This is a genomic window from Kribbella antiqua, from assembly GCF_004345665.1.
GTDB lineage: Bacteria > Actinomycetota > Actinomycetes > Propionibacteriales > Kribbellaceae > Kribbella > Kribbella antiqua.
Genome location: NZ_SLWR01000008.1, coordinates 315049 through 332358 on the forward strand (window position 1 = coordinate 315049; position 17310 = coordinate 332358).

The following is a 17310-nucleotide window of genomic DNA, read 5'->3' on the forward strand; positions in this document are numbered from 1 at the left end:
GATCACCTGGTGTCAGGGTTGGCCGTCGATACCCCTTGGGGGTATGTTGAGCACTGAGTCGAGAATGGAGGCCGGACGATGGACGGGCATCACGACCACAGCGGGCACGCTGAGCACGGCGGGCACACTGCGCAAAGCGAGCACGCCGGGCATGGTGAGCAGGCCGGGCACGGTGAGCACGGGGCGCACGCTGGGCACGGGGCGCATGGCGGGCATGGGGATCATGCGGCGCAGTTCAAGGACCGGTTCTGGATCAGCTTGGGGCTGGCGGTGCCGGTGGTGTTCTTCAGCGAGATGTTCGCCGACCTGCTCGGCTACCTGCCGCCGGAGTTCCCCGGCTCGAACCTGATCGCGCCCCTACTCGGCACGATCGTCTTCGTGTACGGCGGTCAGCCGTTCCTCACCGGCGGCTGGAGCGAACTGAAGTCGCGCCGTCCCGGGATGATGCTGCTGATCTCGATGGCGATCACGGTCGCGTTCGTCGCGTCCTGGGTGACCACGCTCGAGATCGGCGGCTTCGACCTGGACTTCTGGTGGGAGCTCGCGCTGCTGATCGTCATCATGCTGCTCGGGCATTGGCTGGAGATGCGCGCGCTCGGCGCCGCATCGGGTGCGCTCGACGCGTTGGCCGCGCTGCTGCCGGACTCGGCCGATAAGGTGACCGACGACGGTGTGGTCGAGGTGTCGCTGAGCGAGTTGCAGGAGGGCAACGTCGTACTGGTTCGGTCTGGTGGGCGGGTGCCTGCCGACGGAACCGTGGTCGACGGGCAGGCTGAGGTCGACGAGTCGATGATCACGGGGGAGTCGCGGCCGGTTGCGCGTGGCGTCGGTGACTCGGTCGTCGCCGGAACCGTTGCCACCGACAACGCTCTGCGGGTCGAGATCACCGCCGTCGGCGAGAACACCGCGCTGGCTGGGATTCAGCGGCTCGTCGCTGAGGCCCAGGCGTCCTCATCGAGAGCGCAGGCGCTGGCCGACCGCGCGGCGGCTTTCCTGTTCTACTTCGCCTCCATCGCCGGACTGATCACCTTCCTGGTGTGGACCTTGCTCGGCGAGATCAACGAGGCCGTCACGCGGACGGTGACCGTGCTGGTGATCGCCTGCCCGCACGCGCTCGGGCTCGCCATTCCCCTGGTGATCGCGATCTCCACCGAACGCGCTGCGAAGGCCGGCGTACTGGTGAAGAACCGGTTGGCGCTCGAGCGGATGCGGACGATCGACGTCGTACTGTTCGACAAGACCGGCACGCTGACGAAGGGTCAGCCGGTTGTCACCGGCGTCGCGAGTGTCGGGTCGGTGAGTGAGGATGAGCTGCTCGAGCTGGCGGCCGCGGTCGAGGCGGACAGTGAACATCCGCTGGCGAAGGCGATCGTACGGGCGCACAACGAGCGCGCTACCGCGGCGGTCGGCGGCGCGGGCTCCAGTGCCGTTGCCAGCGGCAACGGACGGGTCGTCGCCACCGAGTTCCGGTCGCTGACCGGGCGGGGTGTTCAGGCTGTGGTCGATGGCGCCGAGGTTGCGATTGGCGGGCCCGCGTTGCTGCGGGAGAACGGCGTACAGGAACCTGCAGAGCTGCAGGCCTATGTCGACTCGTGGAAGGTGCGGGGTGCGGCTGTGCTGCACGTCGTACGGGATGGTGAGGTGCTCGGGGCGGTTGCCTTGGAGGACGAGGTGCGGGAGGAGTCGAAGCAGGCTGTCGACGCGCTGCACAAGCGGGGTGTGAAGGTCGCGATGATCACCGGCGACGCGCATCAGGTGGCCGAGGCGGTCGCGCGGGAGCTCGGGATCGACGAGGTCTTCGCCGAGGTGCTGCCGAAGGACAAGGACGCGAAGGTCGCCGAGTTGCAGGCGCGCGGCCTGAAGGTCGCGATGGTCGGCGACGGCGTGAACGACGCACCGGCCCTGGCTCGCGCCGAGGTCGGCATCGCGATCGGCGCCGGTACGGACGTCGCGATCGAATCCGCCGGCGTCGTCCTGGCCGCCGACGACCCGCGGGCGGTGCTGTCGGTGATCGAACTCTCCCGCGCCAGCTACCGCAAGATGTGGCAGAACCTGGCCTGGGCAACCGGCTACAACATCATCACCGTCCCCCTCGCCGCCGGCGTCCTGGCCTTCGCCGGCGTGGTCGTCTCCCCAGCGGTAGGCGCGATCCTGATGTCCATCTCCACCATCGTCGTAGCCCTGAACGCCCAACTGCTCAGGCGGCTCGAGCTCTCACCTGACCGGCTCGCCTCGTAATCAAAGGATGTGTGGAATGGCTGTTGTCGAAGCGTTGGTCGAAACCGATCGGGCGGCGCGGTACGTGGAGCAGTTGAGTCGGCACTTCGGGCATATGCCGGGTGGGATGCGGTTGCTGGCCGAAACTCCGGAGGAGCTGGTGATCGACCTGGGTGGGGCGACTTGGCGGATCCGCGCGGAGGATGGCGGTCTGGCGCTGCGGGTCGAGGCTGATGCCGAGCGGCTGGACGAGGTGAGCGCCCACGTCGCGGAGCGGATCGAACAGATCGGCCGCCGCGACGGGCTCGCCGTACGTTGGCAGCCGGCCACCGACTAGGGACCGAAGGACAGACACCCCAGGAGCTAGGGGTGTCTGTCCTTACGACCCTCAGCTGACGGGGAGTTGGCCGAGGAGGCGCTTCATGGTGGCGATCTCGGTGGTTTGGGCGGACTGGATCTTCTTGGCCAGGGCGATCGAGGCGGGGTTCTTGCCGTTGGTTTGTTCGGTTTTGGCCATGGTGATCGCGCCCTGGTGATGCTTGATCATCATCTGGGTCCACATCCGGTCGAACATTGCGCCCTTGGCGTTACCGAGTTCGGACATCTCCTCCTCGGTCATCATGCCGTCGCCGGACATGTTGTGACCGCCGTGCTCAGGGCTCGGCACCGGCTTGCCCCAGCTGGTCAGCCAGCCGGACATCAGCTTGATCTCCGGATCCTGCGCGGCCTCGATCGCGGCCGCGAGCTTCTTCACCGCGGGCGTGGTCGCCTGGTAGCCGGCCATGCCCGCCATCTGCACCGCCTGCTGGTGATGCGGAATCATCTGCGTCGTGAATGTGACATCCGCGTCGTTGTACGTCGCTGCCGGCGTACTGGAACTGCTGTGGTTCATCCCCGGCATCGAGCCCGCGTCGTCAGAGCCACATCCGGCCAGGGTCAGAGTGATCAGCGCGGCCGCACAGGCCGCGGTCGTACGGTAAACGTGCTTCATCGCAATCCTTACGAAGAGTGTGTGGGTACGGCGAAAGGCGCGGATCGGCCTAGGTCCGCAGCACACACAACTTCGACAACGATGGAGGCAGCCAAGGCGGCGACCGCTCACTCAACACGACTCGCTCGGGAGCCACCAAGAGCACCGCTCGCCAAGCCAGCAGACTCCGCAACCCCAGCACCAAAGTCAGCAACAGCAAGAGCCCGGTCAGCACAGCCAGACAGGCAGAAGGCATCCCATGCTGCTCACCCGCCGGTGCGATCACCACTCGGTCGAACGCATCGACGAGTGCGATGGGCAGGACAACCTGATGCATGAAGGTATCCGTCGAGTCGCTCGAGTGCTCAGCCGGCATCGCAGCCGACTGAGCGACGGCGGGTCCATGCATACTCGCCATGGCGACCTCGTGGTCGGCGGTGAGGCCGTGCATGACGAAGACGCCGGTGACCACACCGAGCGCGCCCAAGGCGCGGAGGAGCAGGGTCCAGGCGTTCATCGAGCACAAGAGTAGCGATACGTGCTAGGTGCACAGTGGGGGAGTGGTGGGTGTGCACAATGGACGGTGAACCCGCCCGGCTGGCGTCGTACGTTCGATGGAATCCCTGTAATGGAGGTTCCCATGGCCGGTTCTCAGGTCGGTACCGACGACTACGCGCTGGCCCGTGTGCCGGCGAGTGCCCGTTACTCGTGGTGGTCCGTCGCGACGCAGCGGTTCGGGCAGATCTCCGCGCTCAGCCAGTTCCTGCTCGGCGCCACGCTCGGCTTCGGCATGAGCTTCTGGTCCGCGTTCTGGGCGCTCACGCTCGGCGCGGTGATCCTCGAGCTGGTGGCGATCCTGATCGGCGTCATCGGCGCCAAGGAAGGTTTGCAGACCTCGGTGATCGCCCGCTGGACCGGGTTCGGCCAGGCCGGCTCGTCGCTGATCGGTCTCGCGATCGGGATCAGCCTGATCGGCTGGTTCGGCATCCAGTCCGCCGTTTCCGCGGCCGGCCTGCAGTCGCTGATCGGCGTACTCCCGACCTGGGGCTGGTCGCTGCTCTTCGGCCTCGCCGTGACGCTCGTCGTACTGCGCGGCTTCCACTCGATGGCGTGGGTCGCGTATGTGACCGTGCCGGCGTTCCTCATCCTGGTCGGCTGGTCGATCATCAGTGAGCTCTCCGACCACAGCCTCGGGTCGCTCGTCTCCGCCGCGCCGCCCGGCCCGCAGCTGAGCCTGCTCGAAGGTACGACGCTCGTCGCCGGCGGCTTCATCGTCGGAGCCGTCATCACCCCCGACATGACCCGCTACAACCGCACGGTCGGCGACGTGGTGAAGCAGACCGTCCTCGGCATCACCCTCGGCGAGTACGTCATCGGCCTCATCGGCGTCCTGCTCGCCCACGCCATCGGCTCGGCGAACGTGATCACCATCGTCACCTCGTCGGTCGGCTGGGTCGGCACGCTGGTGATCATCCTCGGCACGCTGAAGATCAACGACTGGAACCTCTACAGCTCCGGTCTCGGCGTGGTGAACTTCATCGGCAGCGTCTTCGGCCGGCACGTCAACCGCGCCGCGGTCACCCTCGTCGTCGGCGTCCTCGGCAGCGTGCTCGCGGCCGGCGGCATCCTGGACAAGTTCACCGACTTCCTGATCGTGCTCGGCGTCGCGTTCCCGCCGATCGCCGGGATCATGGTCGCCGAGTACTTCGTGGTGAAGCGCTGGCGGCCCGAACTCGACCAGACCCGCGAGCACGGCACGCTGCCCGCAACCGCACCGACCTGGGTGCCGGCCACCATCGTGATCTGGATCGGCGCCGCCCTGATCGGCAAGTACGTCGCCTGGGGCCTGCCGAGCATCAACTCGCTCGTGGTCGGATTCGCGGCGTACGTCGTGGCCGGCAAGCTCGGGCTGATCCGCGGTGTCGGCACGAGTAAGACCATGGACAGCGAGAAGACCGAGATCACCGCCGTACCGGCGACCAGCTAGCCATCTTCGGTACGGCGGTCAACCGGCCGCCGTACCCGCTATCGGGAGGAACTGCATGCGAATCGGCATCGATGTCGGTGGCACCAACACCGACGCCGTGCTGCTGGACGGAACCACTGTGCTGGCCGCCAACAAGTCGGCCACCAGTGAGGATGTCACGGCCGGGATCATCGACACGCTCGACCGGCTGCAGGCCGAGCGGGCGTTCGATCCGGCGCAGGTACAGGCGGTGATGATCGGCACCACCCACTTCATCAACGCGCTGGTCGAAGCACGGCGGCTCGCACCTACAGCGGCACTGCGGCTCGGACTGCCCGCGACGGCTTCGCTGCCGCCGCTGGTGGACTGGCCGTCGCGGCTCGTGGAGGCGGTCAAAGGCCGGAGCTATCTGGCGCACGGCGGGCACGAGTTCGACGGCCGCCACATTGCCGAGCTGGATGAGGACGAGTTGCGCCGGCACGCCGGGGACATGGTCGCGCACGGCGTACGGTCGGTCGCGATCTCGTCGGTGTTCTCGCCGGTCAGCAACGAGTTCGAGTTGCGTGCGGCGGAGATCCTGCGGTCCGAGCTGGGCGACGACGTGGCGATCTCGCTGTCCCACGAGATCGGCCGGATCGGCCTGCTCGAACGTGAGAACGCGACGATCATCAACGCGGCACTGCGTGAGTTGGCCGCGAGCATTGTGGACGGGCTCGCGGGCGCCGTTGCCGGTCACGGCATCGCAGCACCGCTGTACCTCAGCCAGAACGACGGCACCCTGATGGACGTCGACTTCGCCCGGCGCTACCCGGTCGCGACGTTCGCGTCCGGGCCGACGAACTCGATGCGCGGCGCGGCGTTGCTGTCCGGTCTCGACACCTGTGCGGTGGTCGACGTCGGCGGTACGACGAGCGACGTCGGCGTACTGACGCACGGCTTCCCGCGGGAGGCGACCACCGAGGTGGACGTGGCCGGCGTACGGACGAACTTCCGGATGCCCGATGTGCTCAGCATCGGCATCGGCGGCGGCTCACTTGTTGCTGAGGACAACGACCTGGTGACGGTTGGGCCTCGCTCGGTGGGCTACCGGTTGACCGAGGAGGCCCTGGTCTTCGGCGGTACGACGCTCACCGCGACGGACATCGCGGTCGCGGCCGGCTGGGCGTCGGTGGGCTCGGTTGATGCGGTGGCTGACCTCGATCCGACGCTGGTCAAGGCGGCTCTTGCCCGGGTCGCGGCCGACATCGCGGACGCGGTGGAACGGATGCGGACGTCGCCGGACCCGCTGCCGGTGGTGGCGGTTGGTGGTGGGTCGATCCTGCTTCCCGATGACTTGCCGGGGAGTCTGGCGGTGCATCGGCCGGATCACTTCGCGGTGGCCAACGCGATCGGCGCGGCGATCGCGCAGGTCGGCGGCGAGGTGGACCGCGTGTACGCGATCGATCCCGGTCGCCGCGACGCGGTGGTCGACGAGGCTCGGCAGGAGGCGATTGACCGCGCCATTGCCGCGGGCGCCGATCCGGCGCAGGTGCGGATCGTCGACTTCGACGAGGTGCCGATTCCTTATCTGCCGGGCAATGCCACCCGCATCCGCTGCAAGGCGGTCGGCGACCTCCGCTTGGGACAGTCATGACGACGTTGACTGCTGCGGAGCTGCCGGCGCTTGCGCGTGGGGCCGCCGTACTTGGGACTGGTGGTGGAGGAGACCCGCACATCGGGCGGTTGCTGGCTGAGCAGGCGTTGCGGGTGCATGGTGCGGTCGAGATCGTCAGTGTGGACGACCTGCCGGACGATGCGTGTGTGTTGCCGGTGGCAATGATGGGAGCGCCGACCGTGATGGTCGAGAAGCTGCCGTCGGCCGACCAGATCGCGATCGCGGTGCAGACGCTCGCGAAGTACGTCGGCAAGACGCCGACCCACATCGCCTGCATCGAAGCCGGCGGGGTCAACTCGACGGTGCCAGTGATCGCGGCCGCGCAACTCGGGCTGCCGCTGGTCGACGGCGACGGGATGGGCCGGGCGTTCCCCGAATTGCAGATGGTGCTGCCGACGCTGTCCGGCATCGAGGCGACGCCGATGTCGATTGTCGACGAAAAGGGCAATCGCGGCGTCTTCGACACCATCAGCAACCAGTGGGCCGAGCGGCTGGCCCGGTCCGCGACCGTGGACATGGGGTGCTCGGCGATCGTGTCGCTCTACGCGATGACCGGTGCAGAGGCCCGGGAGTCGTTCGTGCCTGGGACTCTCAGCCAGTGCGTCGCGCTTGGTCAGGCGATCGACGACGCGCGACGCTCGCTGGCGGATCCAGTAGCTGCCGTGGTCGATCGGCTCGGCGGGCGGTTGCTGCATGTGGGAAAGGTCGTCGACGTGCAACGCCGTACGACGACCGGCTTTGCCCGCGGCGACGCGACGGTCGATGGGCTCGACGAATCGCTCGGACGCTTGCTGGTACTGCGTTTCCAGAACGAGCATCTGGTCGCCGAGATCGACGGAGCCGCGGTCGCCACCACGCCTGACCTGATCATCGTTCTGGACTCCGAGTCCGGCGAACCGATCACCACGGAAGCCCTGCGCTACGGGCATCGCGTCAGCGTCCTGGCCGCACCGGCCGACGAACGCTGGCACTCACCAGCCGGCATCGACCTGGTCGGCCCGCGCTACTTCGGCTACGACCTCGACCCGATCCGCGCGCTGGAGGTCGTGTGACCTGGGAACTTGGAATTGAGCATCTGCGCGATCTTGCTCGTGGTGCGGCGATCCTTGGTACCGGCGGCGGTGGGGATCCGTTGATCGGGCGGTTGCTGGTGGAGCAGGCGATTCGTGAGCACGGGCCGGTGACCGTGCTCGACCCGGACGAGCTCGACGACGACGCGTTCGTCATCCCGACCGCGCAGATGGGCGCGCCGACGGTGATCGTGGAGAAGATCCCGCGCGGCAGCGAACCGGTCGCGGCCCTTCGCGCCCTCGAACGCCACCTCGGCCGCACCGCCGACGCGACCATGCCGATCGAGTGCGGCGGCATCAACTCGATGATCCCGCTCCTCGTCGCCGCCCGCACCGGCCTCCCGGTCGTCGACGCCGACGGCATGGGCCGCGCGTTCCCCGAGCTGCAGATGGAGACGTTCTCGGTGTACGGCGTACCGGGCTCGCCGATGGCGATCGCGGGGGAGCACGACGAGACGGTTGTCATCGATACAGGTGTCGACAATCGGCAGATGGAATGGCTGGCTCGCGGGATCACCATCCGGCTCGGCGGCGTCGCGCACATCGCGGAGTACTCGATGACCGGCGCCGAGGTGAAGCGCACCGCCGTACCGCGCACGCTCTCCCTCGGCCTGTCGATCGGCCGGGCTGTGCGTTTGGCGCGCTCGGAGCACCGCGATCCGATCGAAGCAGTTCGTGCTGCACTCGCCCCGACGCTCTACAACCACCTGCGCGTGCTCTTCCGCGGCAAGGTCGTCGACGTCGAACGCCGTACCGTCGAAGGCTTCGCCCGCGGCCGGGCCCGCTTCACGTCGTACGACGGGACGTCCTCGCTGGAGCTGCGGTTCCAGAACGAGAACCTGGTCGCGGAGGTCGACGGCGTCGTCGTCTGCACGGTGCCGGACCTGATCTGCGTGCTGGAGGGGGACACCGCGGAGCCGATCACCACCGAAGGGCTTCGCTACGGCCAGCGCGTCACCGTGGTCGGGATCTCGACACCTGAGCTGATGCGGACAGCGGAAGCGTTGGCGGTCTTCGGCCCGGCGTGCTTCGGACTGGACGTGGATTTTCACCCCGTGGAGCAGCGCGTCCTCACCACCCCCTGACCCCTGGCCCACCGCGCTGACCCCTCCGCGGTGGGCCGGGGTTCCACCTTGAGCACCAGCCAGCCATGAAATCGCTGACTTAATGGTCGAGCGGTGCTCAAGGTCGGAGAAATCGTGCGGTGCGAGTGACATCATCGGCGCATGGCGACGGTGATCCGGGGACAGGATCTGGGGGCGCTGGTTGTTGGTGTCACGCTGCTGGGGTCCGGTGGTGGCGGTGACAGCCGGGCCTTCGGGCGGATCCTGCAGCGGCGGCTCGGGTCGGGTGACCTGGAGTTGCTCGACGCGTCGGACGCTGCTGGCTACCTGAGCCCGGTCGGAGTGGTCGGTGCGACCAGTGTGCTCACCGAGAAGCTGCCGAGCGGCGCCGAGTTCTCCGCGGCCGTGCAGGCTGTCAGCCGGTGGACTGGCCACACAGTGGACGGATTGATGTCGCTGGAGGCCGGTGGCCTAAACGGCCTGAGCGCACTGGTCGCAGCGGTGGATCTGGAGTTGCCGTTCGTCGACGCTGACCTGATGGGCCGAGCGCTGCCGCGACTCGACCAGTTCTCGTGGGCGGTGGCTGGGTGTCCACTGACGCCGTGTGCGTTGAGTGAGCCTGGCGGTCAGGTCGTTGTCGTCGACAACATCGACCCGGCTGGGCTGGAGCGCGCTGTACGGGGTTTCGTCGTACACACGGGTGGTTGGGCCGTTCTCGCGCTCGCACCGACTCCGCACCGGCTGCGACCTCCAACGCGGTGAACGGCAGCCTGGCACGTGCCCTAGCCCTCGGCCGAGCGCACGCGAGTCTGTCGGTGACGGCATCGCCCGCCGACGTGGCTGAGGCTCTAGACGGGCGGCTGCTGGGTTGTGGTCGCGTCGAAGAGGTTGCCCGGTACGGCGTGCAGCAGGCGTTCGGTCGCGGCAACTTGTGTGTCGTCGACGCCGAGAGCCGTGCGGTGATCCGGATCGAGACGGAGAACGAGTACCTGATGGCCATGGTCGACGGCGAACCAGTCGTGAGTACGCCGGACCTGGTCTGCGTGCTGGACCGTCGCACTCTGCAGCCGATCGCCGTAGACACCATCCGCACCGGCGACGAGGTCCTAGTGCTCGCGCTACCAGGACCGGAGTGGTGGCGGCACGACGAGCGGCTGGGACATGTTGGTCCGCGGGCTTTTGGGCTTACCTGCGACCCGCTGTTGCTGGAGGCGTCGTGACTGGGTTGGCGCCGACGCTCGCGGCGATGCTTGCGTCGCCGGGGTGGCGGGACGTCGTCGTACTGGGCGGGGCGCAGGAGCCAGGGCCGGAGCTGGTGGGGTCGCGGGTGCTGATGGACGTTGCCGGGCATCCGTCGGCGATGGCTGGTGAGCTGCTCGTCGTACTGCTGGCTTCGGATCACACCGATTGGCGGATCGATGCGCTGATCAGTCGTGCCTCTGCGGCGGGTGCGGCCGCCGTACTGTTCGCGGGGGTGGAGCCGCTCGGGCGTGGGGCGCAGCTGCTGGCCGATCGGTTGCAGCTGCCGGTGCTGGGTAGCCCGGATCCGTTGGCGGCGCATGAGTACCTCAATAGCGTCACAGCCGAGCCTGACGTCGTCCGGGCGGCTTTGGTGTTGAAGGCTGTGACCGCGTTGCGGCGTACTGAGGCTGGGCTGGAGTCCGTGCTGAGTACGACGTCCGCCGTACTGGATCGGCCGGTGACTCTGGCGGGCTCTGACGGCGGCACGTTGGCGGGGGAGCCGCTGGAAGGTTCTGAGCGAGCTGACTTGGTTGCTGCGTTGCCAGCTGTGCCGGTGGCGTGGGCGGCGCCCTACAGGGTGGATCTGCCGAGTGGTGCGGTGCTGATTGCCGTGTCGGTGCTTGGGGCTGGGCCTGCTTGCTGGCTGGTGGCTCGGCTACCCGGTGTGGTGCCGGCTGAGGTTGCCGCCGTACCTGCTGTGCTGACCGTGGTTGCGCCTGCTGTGGGGCAGCGGTTGGCGCTGAGGCGGCTGGAGTTGGAGCGGGACGCTCGACAGCGTACGTCGCTACTCGGCGAACTGCTGCACGGTGAGCCGTCGGAGGCGACGCGGCGGCGGGCTGTCGACCTCGGCTGGCAGTTGGATGGCTGGCACACCGGCATCCGCATCGGCGCCGATGGGCAGGTGGACGTGGCCGGTCGTCGTACCGACGTGGTGGAGGCATTCGACGCCGAGGGCTTGCAGGCGGTCGTCGTAGAGCAGGGCGACGGCTGGTCGGCCTGGATCACTGCCTTCAGTGAACCGACCGCCAACGAGGTCCAGGAGCAGGCCGCCGCCATCCGCCGGGTACAGCGCCGGCTGGTCCAGACGGTCGACGCGTACGTCGGAGTCGGCCGCGTACAACCCGGTCCTAGCGGCATCGCCACCACGCTCGCCGAAGCAGGCGACGCAGCCGGCCTAGCCCGAGGCCGCCCCGAAACCGGCCGCTTTCTTCACGTAGACCGCCTAGGCCTGGCTCAGCTCCTCCTGGCCTGGACCCGCACCGACACCTTCCAGCCAGCCGCTCGAGCCCTCCTCGCCCCCATCGAAGGCCAACCCGGCGACCTGGTCACCACCCTCACCGTCTACCTCGACACCGAGTCGTCCCTCGCCGAAACCGCCGCCGTCCTGGGCATCCACCGCAACACCGTCTCCGCCCGCATCACCAAAATCCAGCAACTCCTGGCCGTAGACCTCACCAACCCCAACGAACGCCTGGCCCTCCACCTAGCCTGCCGAACCACCCGCGACTAGCTTTCCGGAAACAAATCTGCACCAGGCGCAAACTATGTTCCGGAAACCCGCTTCAAGCGGGAGTGGGGGCGTCTTCGCGGAGGAGGCCGGCGGACTTGAGGTCGGACCAGAGAGCTGGGGGTACGTCGGCGCGGGCGAGGGCTGCGTTGGTGTGCACCTCGTCGGCTGTTCGGCAACCGACCGCGATGCCGGCGACCGCGGGGTGGGCGAGCGGGAAGGCCAAAGCGGCAGCGGGGAGGGTGACGCCGTGGGACTCGCATACGTCGGCAAGCCGGTTTGCTTTGTCCACCAGGGCTTCGGCGGCTGGGGCGTAGTTGAAGGTGGCGCCGGGGGCTGGGCGGGGCTGGGAGAGGAGGCCGGAGTTGAAGATGCCTACGGCAACTACCTGGACGTTGTTCTCGAGGCAGGCCGGGAGTACGTCGTCCAGGCCGTCGGGGTCGATCAGGGAGTAGCGGCCGGCCAGCATGATGACGTCGATGTCGAGTTCGCGGACGAACCGGGTGAGCATCGCGGTCTGGTTCATGCCCGAGCCGATCGCGCCGATGACGCCCTGGTCGCGGAGCTCGATCAGCGTCGGGAACGCGGTCGCGACGGCTTCCTCGTAGTGGTCGTCCGGGTCGTGCACGAAGACGACGTCGAGGCGGTCGGTGCCGATCCGGCGGAGCGAGTCCTCGATGCTCTGCAGTACGCCGTCCCGGCTGAAGTCCCAGCGCCGGCGCCGCGTGGTGTTGACGGCGAATCCCTCGTCATCCACAGCCTCGGTGTCTGCCGAGTAGATGATCCGCCCGACCTTGCTGGACAGCACGAACTCGTCCCGCGGCCGCGACTTCAACGCAGCACCAAGACGTTCCTCCGCCAACCCGAGACCGTAATGCGGCGCAGTGTCGAAGTACCGCCACCCTTCCTCCCACGCGGCATCAATAGCTGCACCAGCGTCGGATGAAGGCACCTCGCCGAACAGGTTCCCCAGCGGCGCACTGCCGAGCCCGACCCGCTGACCCCCCGGAAAGAGCTTCATGACCGAGCCGCCGGAAGCCGCAGGTTCTGCATGCCGCCGTCGACGGCGAGCGCCGTACCGGTGGTTGATCCCGACAACGGACTCGCCAGGTAGGCGATCGCGTGCGCGACCTCGTCAGCCGACACCAGCCGGCCCATCGGCTGCCGAGCCTCCAAAGCAGCACGCTCCGCCGCCGGGTCGTCCGCGACGTCGAGCAACCGCCCGACCCACGGTGTGTCCGCCGTACCCGGGTTCACGCAGTTCACCCGGATGCCTTCGCGGACGTGATCGGCCGCCATCGCCATCGTCAGAGCCAGTACGGCGCCCTTGGTCGCCGAGTACAGCGCCCGATTCGGCAGACCAGCGGTCGCGGCGATCGAGCAGGTGTTGACGATCGCGGCGGCCGAGGACTGTCGCAGGTAAGGCAGCGCGGCTCGGGTCACCCGGGCGATTCCGACCACGTTGACGTCGAAGACCCGGTGCCATTCCTCGTCGTCGTTGGCCGCGACCGTGCCCTGCGCGCCGATGCCGGCGTTGTTCACCACGATGTCGATCCCGCCGAGCTGCTCGGCGGCCGCGGCGATCGCGTCCCGGACCGAGGTGTCGTCAGTGACGTCCGCAGCGATGCCGGTCAGCGGCGACGCGACGTCCGGCTTGAGGTCGAAGACGATCACCTGCGCACCCCGGGAAGCCAGCAGCGAGGCGGCGGCGAGCCCGATGCCCGATGCCCCTCCGGTCACCACGGCCCGCAGGCCGGCGAAGTCGGTCACTCGTTTTCCTCCTTGGTCAGATCCGTCCAGATCTTGCCGTTCGGGTACCGGTAGTCGTGCAGCGTCTCGGCGTCCATCTCGGCCCCGAACCCAGGCTTCAGCGGCGCGACGTAATGCCCGTCCTTGATCACCACCGGGTCCAGGAAGTGCTCGTGCAGGTGGTCGACGTACTCGATCACCCGGTTCTCCGACGTACCGCTCACCGCGACGAAGTCGAACATCGACAGATGCTGGACGAGCTCGCACAGCCCGACCCCGCCGGCATGCGGGCACACCGGTACGCCGAACTTCGCGGCCAGCAGCAGGATCGCGATGTTCTCGTTCACCCCGGCCACGCGAGCGGAGTCGAGTTGCAGCACCGACAGCGCCTCGGCTTGCAGCAGCTGCTTGAAGACGACCCGGTTCTGCACGTGTTCACCGGTCGCGACCCGGATCGGCGCGATCCCGCGCGCGATGGCCGCGTGTCCGAGGATGTCGTCCGGGCTCGTCGGCTCCTCCACCCACCAGACGTCGTACGGCGCCAGCGCCTTGACCCAGGTGATCGCGTCGGCGACGTCCCAGCGCTGGTTGGCGTCGATGGCGATCCGGATGTCCGGGCCGACCGCCTCCCGGGCGAGCCGCATCCGGCGGACGTCGTCGTCCAGGTTCGCGCCGACCTTCAGCTTGATCTGGGTGAAACCCTCGGCGACCGCCTCGTGGCAGAGCCGCACCAGCTTCGCGTCGTCGTACCCGAGCCAGCCGGGCGTCGTCGTGTACGCCGGGTAACCGCCCTCCCGCAGCACGGCCTCCCGATCAGCCCGGCCGTTCGAAGCCGCGCGGAGGATCTCCAAAGCTTCGTCAGGGGTGAGCGCATCCGTGAGGTAGCGGAAGTCGACCAGGGCGACGATCTGCTCCGGCGTCAGGTCGGACAGCAGCTTCCACAGCGGTACGCCGGCCCGCTTGGCGGCAAGGTCCCACACCGCGTTCACGACCGCGCCGATCGCCATGTGCATGACGCCCTTCTCCGGGCCCAGCCAGCGCAGCTGCGAGTCGTGCACGAGCGACTTCCAGAAGCCGCCCAGGTCGGCGAGCGTGGCGTCGACGTCGAGCCCGATGACGTGGTCGCGGACCGCCTCGATCGCCGCGGTCTGCACGTCGTTGCCGCGGCCGATGGTGAACGCGAACCCGTGGCCCTCCAGCCCGTCGCCCGCGTCGGTGCGCAGGATCAGGTACGCCGCGGAGTAGTCCGGGTCGGCGTTCATCGCGTCGGAGCCGTCGAGGTCCAGCGACGTGGGGAAGCGGACGTCGTACGTCTCTAACTCGGTGAAGCGCGGCATGAGGACCCGATCTGCAGCTGTGGGCGGTCTGACGACGGGAATCCTATAGGATATGTGCCGCCAGCGACACTGCTGGGCCGGATCTCCAGGCCATCACAACCTCGGCCGCCGGGGCCGGAGCGCGCTCGGGCCGCTCGCCGGGCGCCGATTGTGATGGCCTGGCGGTCCGCCCCGTACAGTCGGTGCCGTGGACGAGCACGTACTCCGCCTCGGCAGCCGGTCGTTCGGCGTGGACGAGTTCGCGCTGATGGCGATCGTCAACCGGACCCCGGACTCGTTCTTCGACCGGGGCGCCACCTACGCGACCGAGGCGGCGTACGACGCGATCGACAAGGCTGTCGCGGACGGTGCCGACCTGGTCGACATTGGCGGGGTCAAGGCCGGGTACGGCGAACCGGTCAGCGAGGAGGAGGAGCTCCGCCGCACGGTGGACTTCGTTGCCGGCATCCGCGCCCGCCACCCCGACCTGGTGATCAGCGTCGACACCTACCGCAGCGGCGTCGCCAAGCGCGTCGCCGACGCCGGCGCCGACCTCATCAACGACACCTGGGCCGGCGCCGACCCCGATCTGGTCTACGCCGCCGCCGAAGCCGGCACTGGCCTCGTCTGCAGCCACGTAGGCGGGCTCTCGCCGCGCACCGACCCACACCGGATGGCGTACGACGACGTGGTCGCCGACGTCATCCGTACGACGACCGCCCTCGCAGACCGGGCAGTCGCAGCCGGGGTCCGGACGGACGGGATCCTGATCGACCCGACGCACGACTTCGGCAAGAACACGCTGCAGTCGCTGGAGCTCACCCGTCGGCTGGACGAGCTGGCCGCGACCGGCTGGCCAGTGCTGGTCGCTGTGTCGAACAAGGACTTCATCGGCGAGACGCTGGAGCTCCCGCCAGGGCAGCGCGGTGCCGGTACGTTGGCCGCGCTCAGCGTCTCTGCCTGGCTTGGTGCCCAGGTCTTCCGCGTCCACGACGTACCTGCGGCCCGCCAAGCGCTTGACCTGATCGCCGTACTGCGAGGGGCCGCCCAGCCCGCCGGAACCCGAAGGAGCCTGGCCTGATGCGACGCCTGGAAGACCTGTCCGACACCGACCTCGCGGCGGCCTACCAGCCGACGGACCGCTCGGTCCCGCACCTGCGAGCGAACTTCGTCGCCAGCCTGGACGGCGCGGTCGAGATCGACGGCCAGTCGAAGGCATTGTCGAGTGATACCGACAGCCGCCTGTTCAGCCGGATCCGGATGCTGGCCGACGTGGTGATGGTCGGTGCGGGCACGATCCGCGACGAGGGCTACAACCCACTCCGGCTCTCTGCTTCGAGTCGTGCGTGGCGCTCTGAGGCTGGGCTGGCGGAGAACCCGACGCTCGCGATCGTGTCCTCGCGGCTCGATCTGAGCCCGGTCAACCCGGTGTTCCAGTCCGCCGTACGGCCGGTCGTGATCACCCACGCCGCGTCGCCGCCCGACCGTCGCGAGGCTCTGGAAGAGGTGGCCGACGTACTGGTGCTCGGTGACGTTGAGGTCGATCTGCAGGCTGTGGTGAAGGCGCTGGCTGATCAGGGCAAGCCGCAGATCCTCTGTGAGGGCGGGCCGCATCTGCTCGGCTCGCTGACCGAGGCCGACCTGGTCGACGAGCTGTGCCTGTCGCTGGCGCCGCTGCTCGCCGGTCCGGGCGCGGGCCGCATCACCGCCGGCCCGCGTACGACCCTCACTCGGCGGATGAAGCTGGAGTCGGTGCTGTCCGGCGAGGACGGCTACCTGTTCATGCGCTATCTCCGGGAGGACTAGGCGTGCCCGTCATCGCCGCCGCGGTCTGCCCGCACCCGCCGCTCCTCGTCCCCGAGGTGGCCTCCGGCGCAGCTCCCGAGCTGGACGACCTCCGGGCAGCTTGCTTGGCGGCGATCGAGCACCTGTCCACAGCTGAGCTCCTGCTGGTTCTCGGTGCGGGACCGTCCCAGCGGTACGACGGCTCGGCAGGCTGGAGCTTCGCGCCGTACGGCGCTGCGGGAGTGCGAGCCGGTGAATCCGTGCTGCCGCTGTCGTTGGCGATCGGCGCCTGGTTGGTCGAGCAGTCGAAGGCGGCTGCTGTTCCGCGTGTGTATGTTGCGGTCGATGAGGCCTCGGCGAAGTGTCTGGAGCTGGGCCGGGAAATTGCTGCAGGCAACGAGCGGATCGGCCTGCTGGTGATGGGCGACGGCTCGGCCCGCCGCAGCGAGCACTCGCCTGTCCACCTCCACCCACGCGCCGAGATCTTCGACACCACGGTCGCAACCGCTCTCGCCGAGGCGGACCACGCCGTGCTCGCAGCCCTGGACCCCGACCTAGCCACCGAACTCCAAGCCGCCGGCCGCGCCCCCTGGCAGGTCCTGGCCGGCGTCCTTCAACAGACCCCCCTCACTGGAACCCTCAGCTACCACGCCGCGCCGTACGGCGTCGGCTACTTCGTCGCCACCTTCACTTAGATCAGCCCTCCGTCCAGCTCGCGCCGCAGGGGCATTGCCCTGCTCGCGTTTCTGGGCGACGCTCGACGGAGGGGG

General features: G+C 68.5%; 17 protein-coding genes. 12 read left to right on the forward strand and 5 right to left on the reverse strand.

From position 1 onward, the window contains the following. Window positions 1–78 precede the first annotated feature (78 nt). Window positions 79–2238: a heavy metal translocating P-type ATPase gene (locus tag EV646_RS23830; RefSeq protein WP_132152159.1), complete on the forward strand. Its 2160-nt coding sequence runs from the start codon at window positions 79–81 to the stop codon at window positions 2236–2238. Window positions 2239–2254: 16 nt separating this feature from the next. Then, window positions 2255–2554: a DUF2218 domain-containing protein gene (locus EV646_RS23835; RefSeq protein ID WP_158291008.1), complete on the forward strand. Its 300-nt coding sequence runs from the start codon at window positions 2255–2257 to the stop codon at window positions 2552–2554. Window positions 2555–2605: 51 nt separating this feature from the next. On the opposite strand, the gene EV646_RS23840 is transcribed toward EV646_RS23835, so the two are convergent. Together EV646_RS23840 and EV646_RS23845 are read right to left on the reverse strand one after the other, a co-directional pair. Further along, window positions 2606–3208 carry a DUF305 domain-containing protein gene (locus tag EV646_RS23840; RefSeq protein ID WP_132152163.1) on the reverse strand — a complete coding sequence of 201 codons (603 nt, stop codon included), beginning with the start codon at window positions 3206–3208 and terminating at the stop codon, window positions 2606–2608. A 49-nt stretch (window positions 3209–3257) separates the two neighbouring features. Then, entirely contained in the window at window positions 3258–3704 is a 447-nt protein-coding gene (locus tag EV646_RS23845; RefSeq protein ID WP_132152165.1) for a DUF6153 family protein, read from the reverse strand. Window positions 3705–3827: 123 nt separating this feature from the next. Between EV646_RS23845 and EV646_RS23850 the strand changes: the two genes are divergently transcribed. From EV646_RS23850 to EV646_RS23875, 7 genes are all read left to right on the forward strand, one after another. Further along, window positions 3828–5174, forward strand: a complete 1347-nt coding sequence (locus tag EV646_RS23850; protein WP_132152167.1) for a purine-cytosine permease family protein — start codon at window positions 3828–3830, stop codon at window positions 5172–5174. A gap of 55 nt (window positions 5175–5229) precedes the next feature. After that, complete coding sequence (locus EV646_RS23855) at window positions 5230–6786, forward strand: hydantoinase/oxoprolinase N-terminal domain-containing protein (RefSeq protein WP_132152169.1); 1557 nt, start codon at window positions 5230–5232, stop codon at window positions 6784–6786. After that, window positions 6783–7859, forward strand: coding sequence for a DUF917 domain-containing protein (locus EV646_RS23860; RefSeq protein ID WP_132152171.1), 1077 nt, complete (start codon window positions 6783–6785; stop codon window positions 7857–7859). Before EV646_RS23855 ends, EV646_RS23860 begins: the two co-directional genes overlap by 4 nt. Beyond that, entirely contained in the window at window positions 7856–8962 is a 1107-nt protein-coding gene (locus tag EV646_RS23865; protein WP_132152173.1) for a DUF917 domain-containing protein, read from the forward strand. Before EV646_RS23860 ends, EV646_RS23865 begins: the two co-directional genes overlap by 4 nt. A 141-nt stretch (window positions 8963–9103) precedes the next feature. Next, complete coding sequence (locus tag EV646_RS40680; RefSeq protein WP_199237145.1) at window positions 9104–9703, forward strand: S-methyl thiohydantoin desulfurase domain-containing protein; 600 nt, start codon at window positions 9104–9106, stop codon at window positions 9701–9703. Continuing rightward, a complete protein-coding gene (locus EV646_RS40685; RefSeq protein WP_199237146.1) occupies window positions 9700–10161 on the forward strand; it encodes an S-methyl thiohydantoin desulfurase domain-containing protein in 462 nt (153 codons plus the stop codon). Before EV646_RS40680 ends, EV646_RS40685 begins: the two co-directional genes overlap by 4 nt. Beyond that, window positions 10158–11693 (forward strand): PucR family transcriptional regulator, encoded by a 1536-nt coding sequence (locus EV646_RS23875; RefSeq protein WP_199237147.1) that lies wholly within the window; start codon window positions 10158–10160, stop codon window positions 11691–11693. The genes EV646_RS40685 and EV646_RS23875 overlap by 4 nt, the downstream gene beginning before the upstream one ends. 52 nt (window positions 11694–11745) lie before the next feature. On the opposite strand, the gene EV646_RS23880 is transcribed toward EV646_RS23875, so the two are convergent. From EV646_RS23880 to EV646_RS23890, 3 genes are read right to left on the reverse strand one after another with little or no spacing between them, the layout of a single operon-like run. Further along, entirely contained in the window at window positions 11746–12711 is a 966-nt protein-coding gene (locus EV646_RS23880) for an aldo/keto reductase (RefSeq protein WP_132152175.1), read from the reverse strand. Continuing rightward, a complete protein-coding gene (locus EV646_RS23885) occupies window positions 12708–13460 on the reverse strand; it encodes an SDR family NAD(P)-dependent oxidoreductase (RefSeq protein ID WP_132152177.1) in 753 nt (250 codons plus the stop codon). Before EV646_RS23885 ends, EV646_RS23880 begins: the two co-directional genes overlap by 4 nt. Then, window positions 13457–14776 (reverse strand): L-fuconate dehydratase, encoded by a 1320-nt coding sequence (locus tag EV646_RS23890; RefSeq protein WP_132152179.1) that lies wholly within the window; start codon window positions 14774–14776, stop codon window positions 13457–13459. The genes EV646_RS23885 and EV646_RS23890 overlap by 4 nt, the downstream gene beginning before the upstream one ends. A gap of 247 nt (window positions 14777–15023) precedes the next feature. Between EV646_RS23890 and folP the strand changes: the two genes are divergently transcribed. The 3 genes from folP to EV646_RS23905 are packed head-to-tail and all read left to right on the forward strand — an operon-like array spanning window position 15024 to window position 17235. After that, window positions 15024–15836, forward strand: coding sequence for a dihydropteroate synthase (folP, locus tag EV646_RS23895; protein ID WP_132152415.1), 813 nt, complete (start codon window positions 15024–15026; stop codon window positions 15834–15836). Then, a complete protein-coding gene (locus tag EV646_RS23900) occupies window positions 15836–16561 on the forward strand; it encodes a pyrimidine reductase family protein (protein ID WP_132152181.1) in 726 nt (241 codons plus the stop codon). The genes folP and EV646_RS23900 overlap by 1 nt, the downstream gene beginning before the upstream one ends. A 2-nt stretch (window positions 16562–16563) precedes the next feature. After that, window positions 16564–17235 (forward strand): class III extradiol dioxygenase subunit B-like domain-containing protein, encoded by a 672-nt coding sequence (locus EV646_RS23905; RefSeq protein WP_132152183.1) that lies wholly within the window; start codon window positions 16564–16566, stop codon window positions 17233–17235. Window positions 17236–17310: the final 75 nt, after the last annotated feature.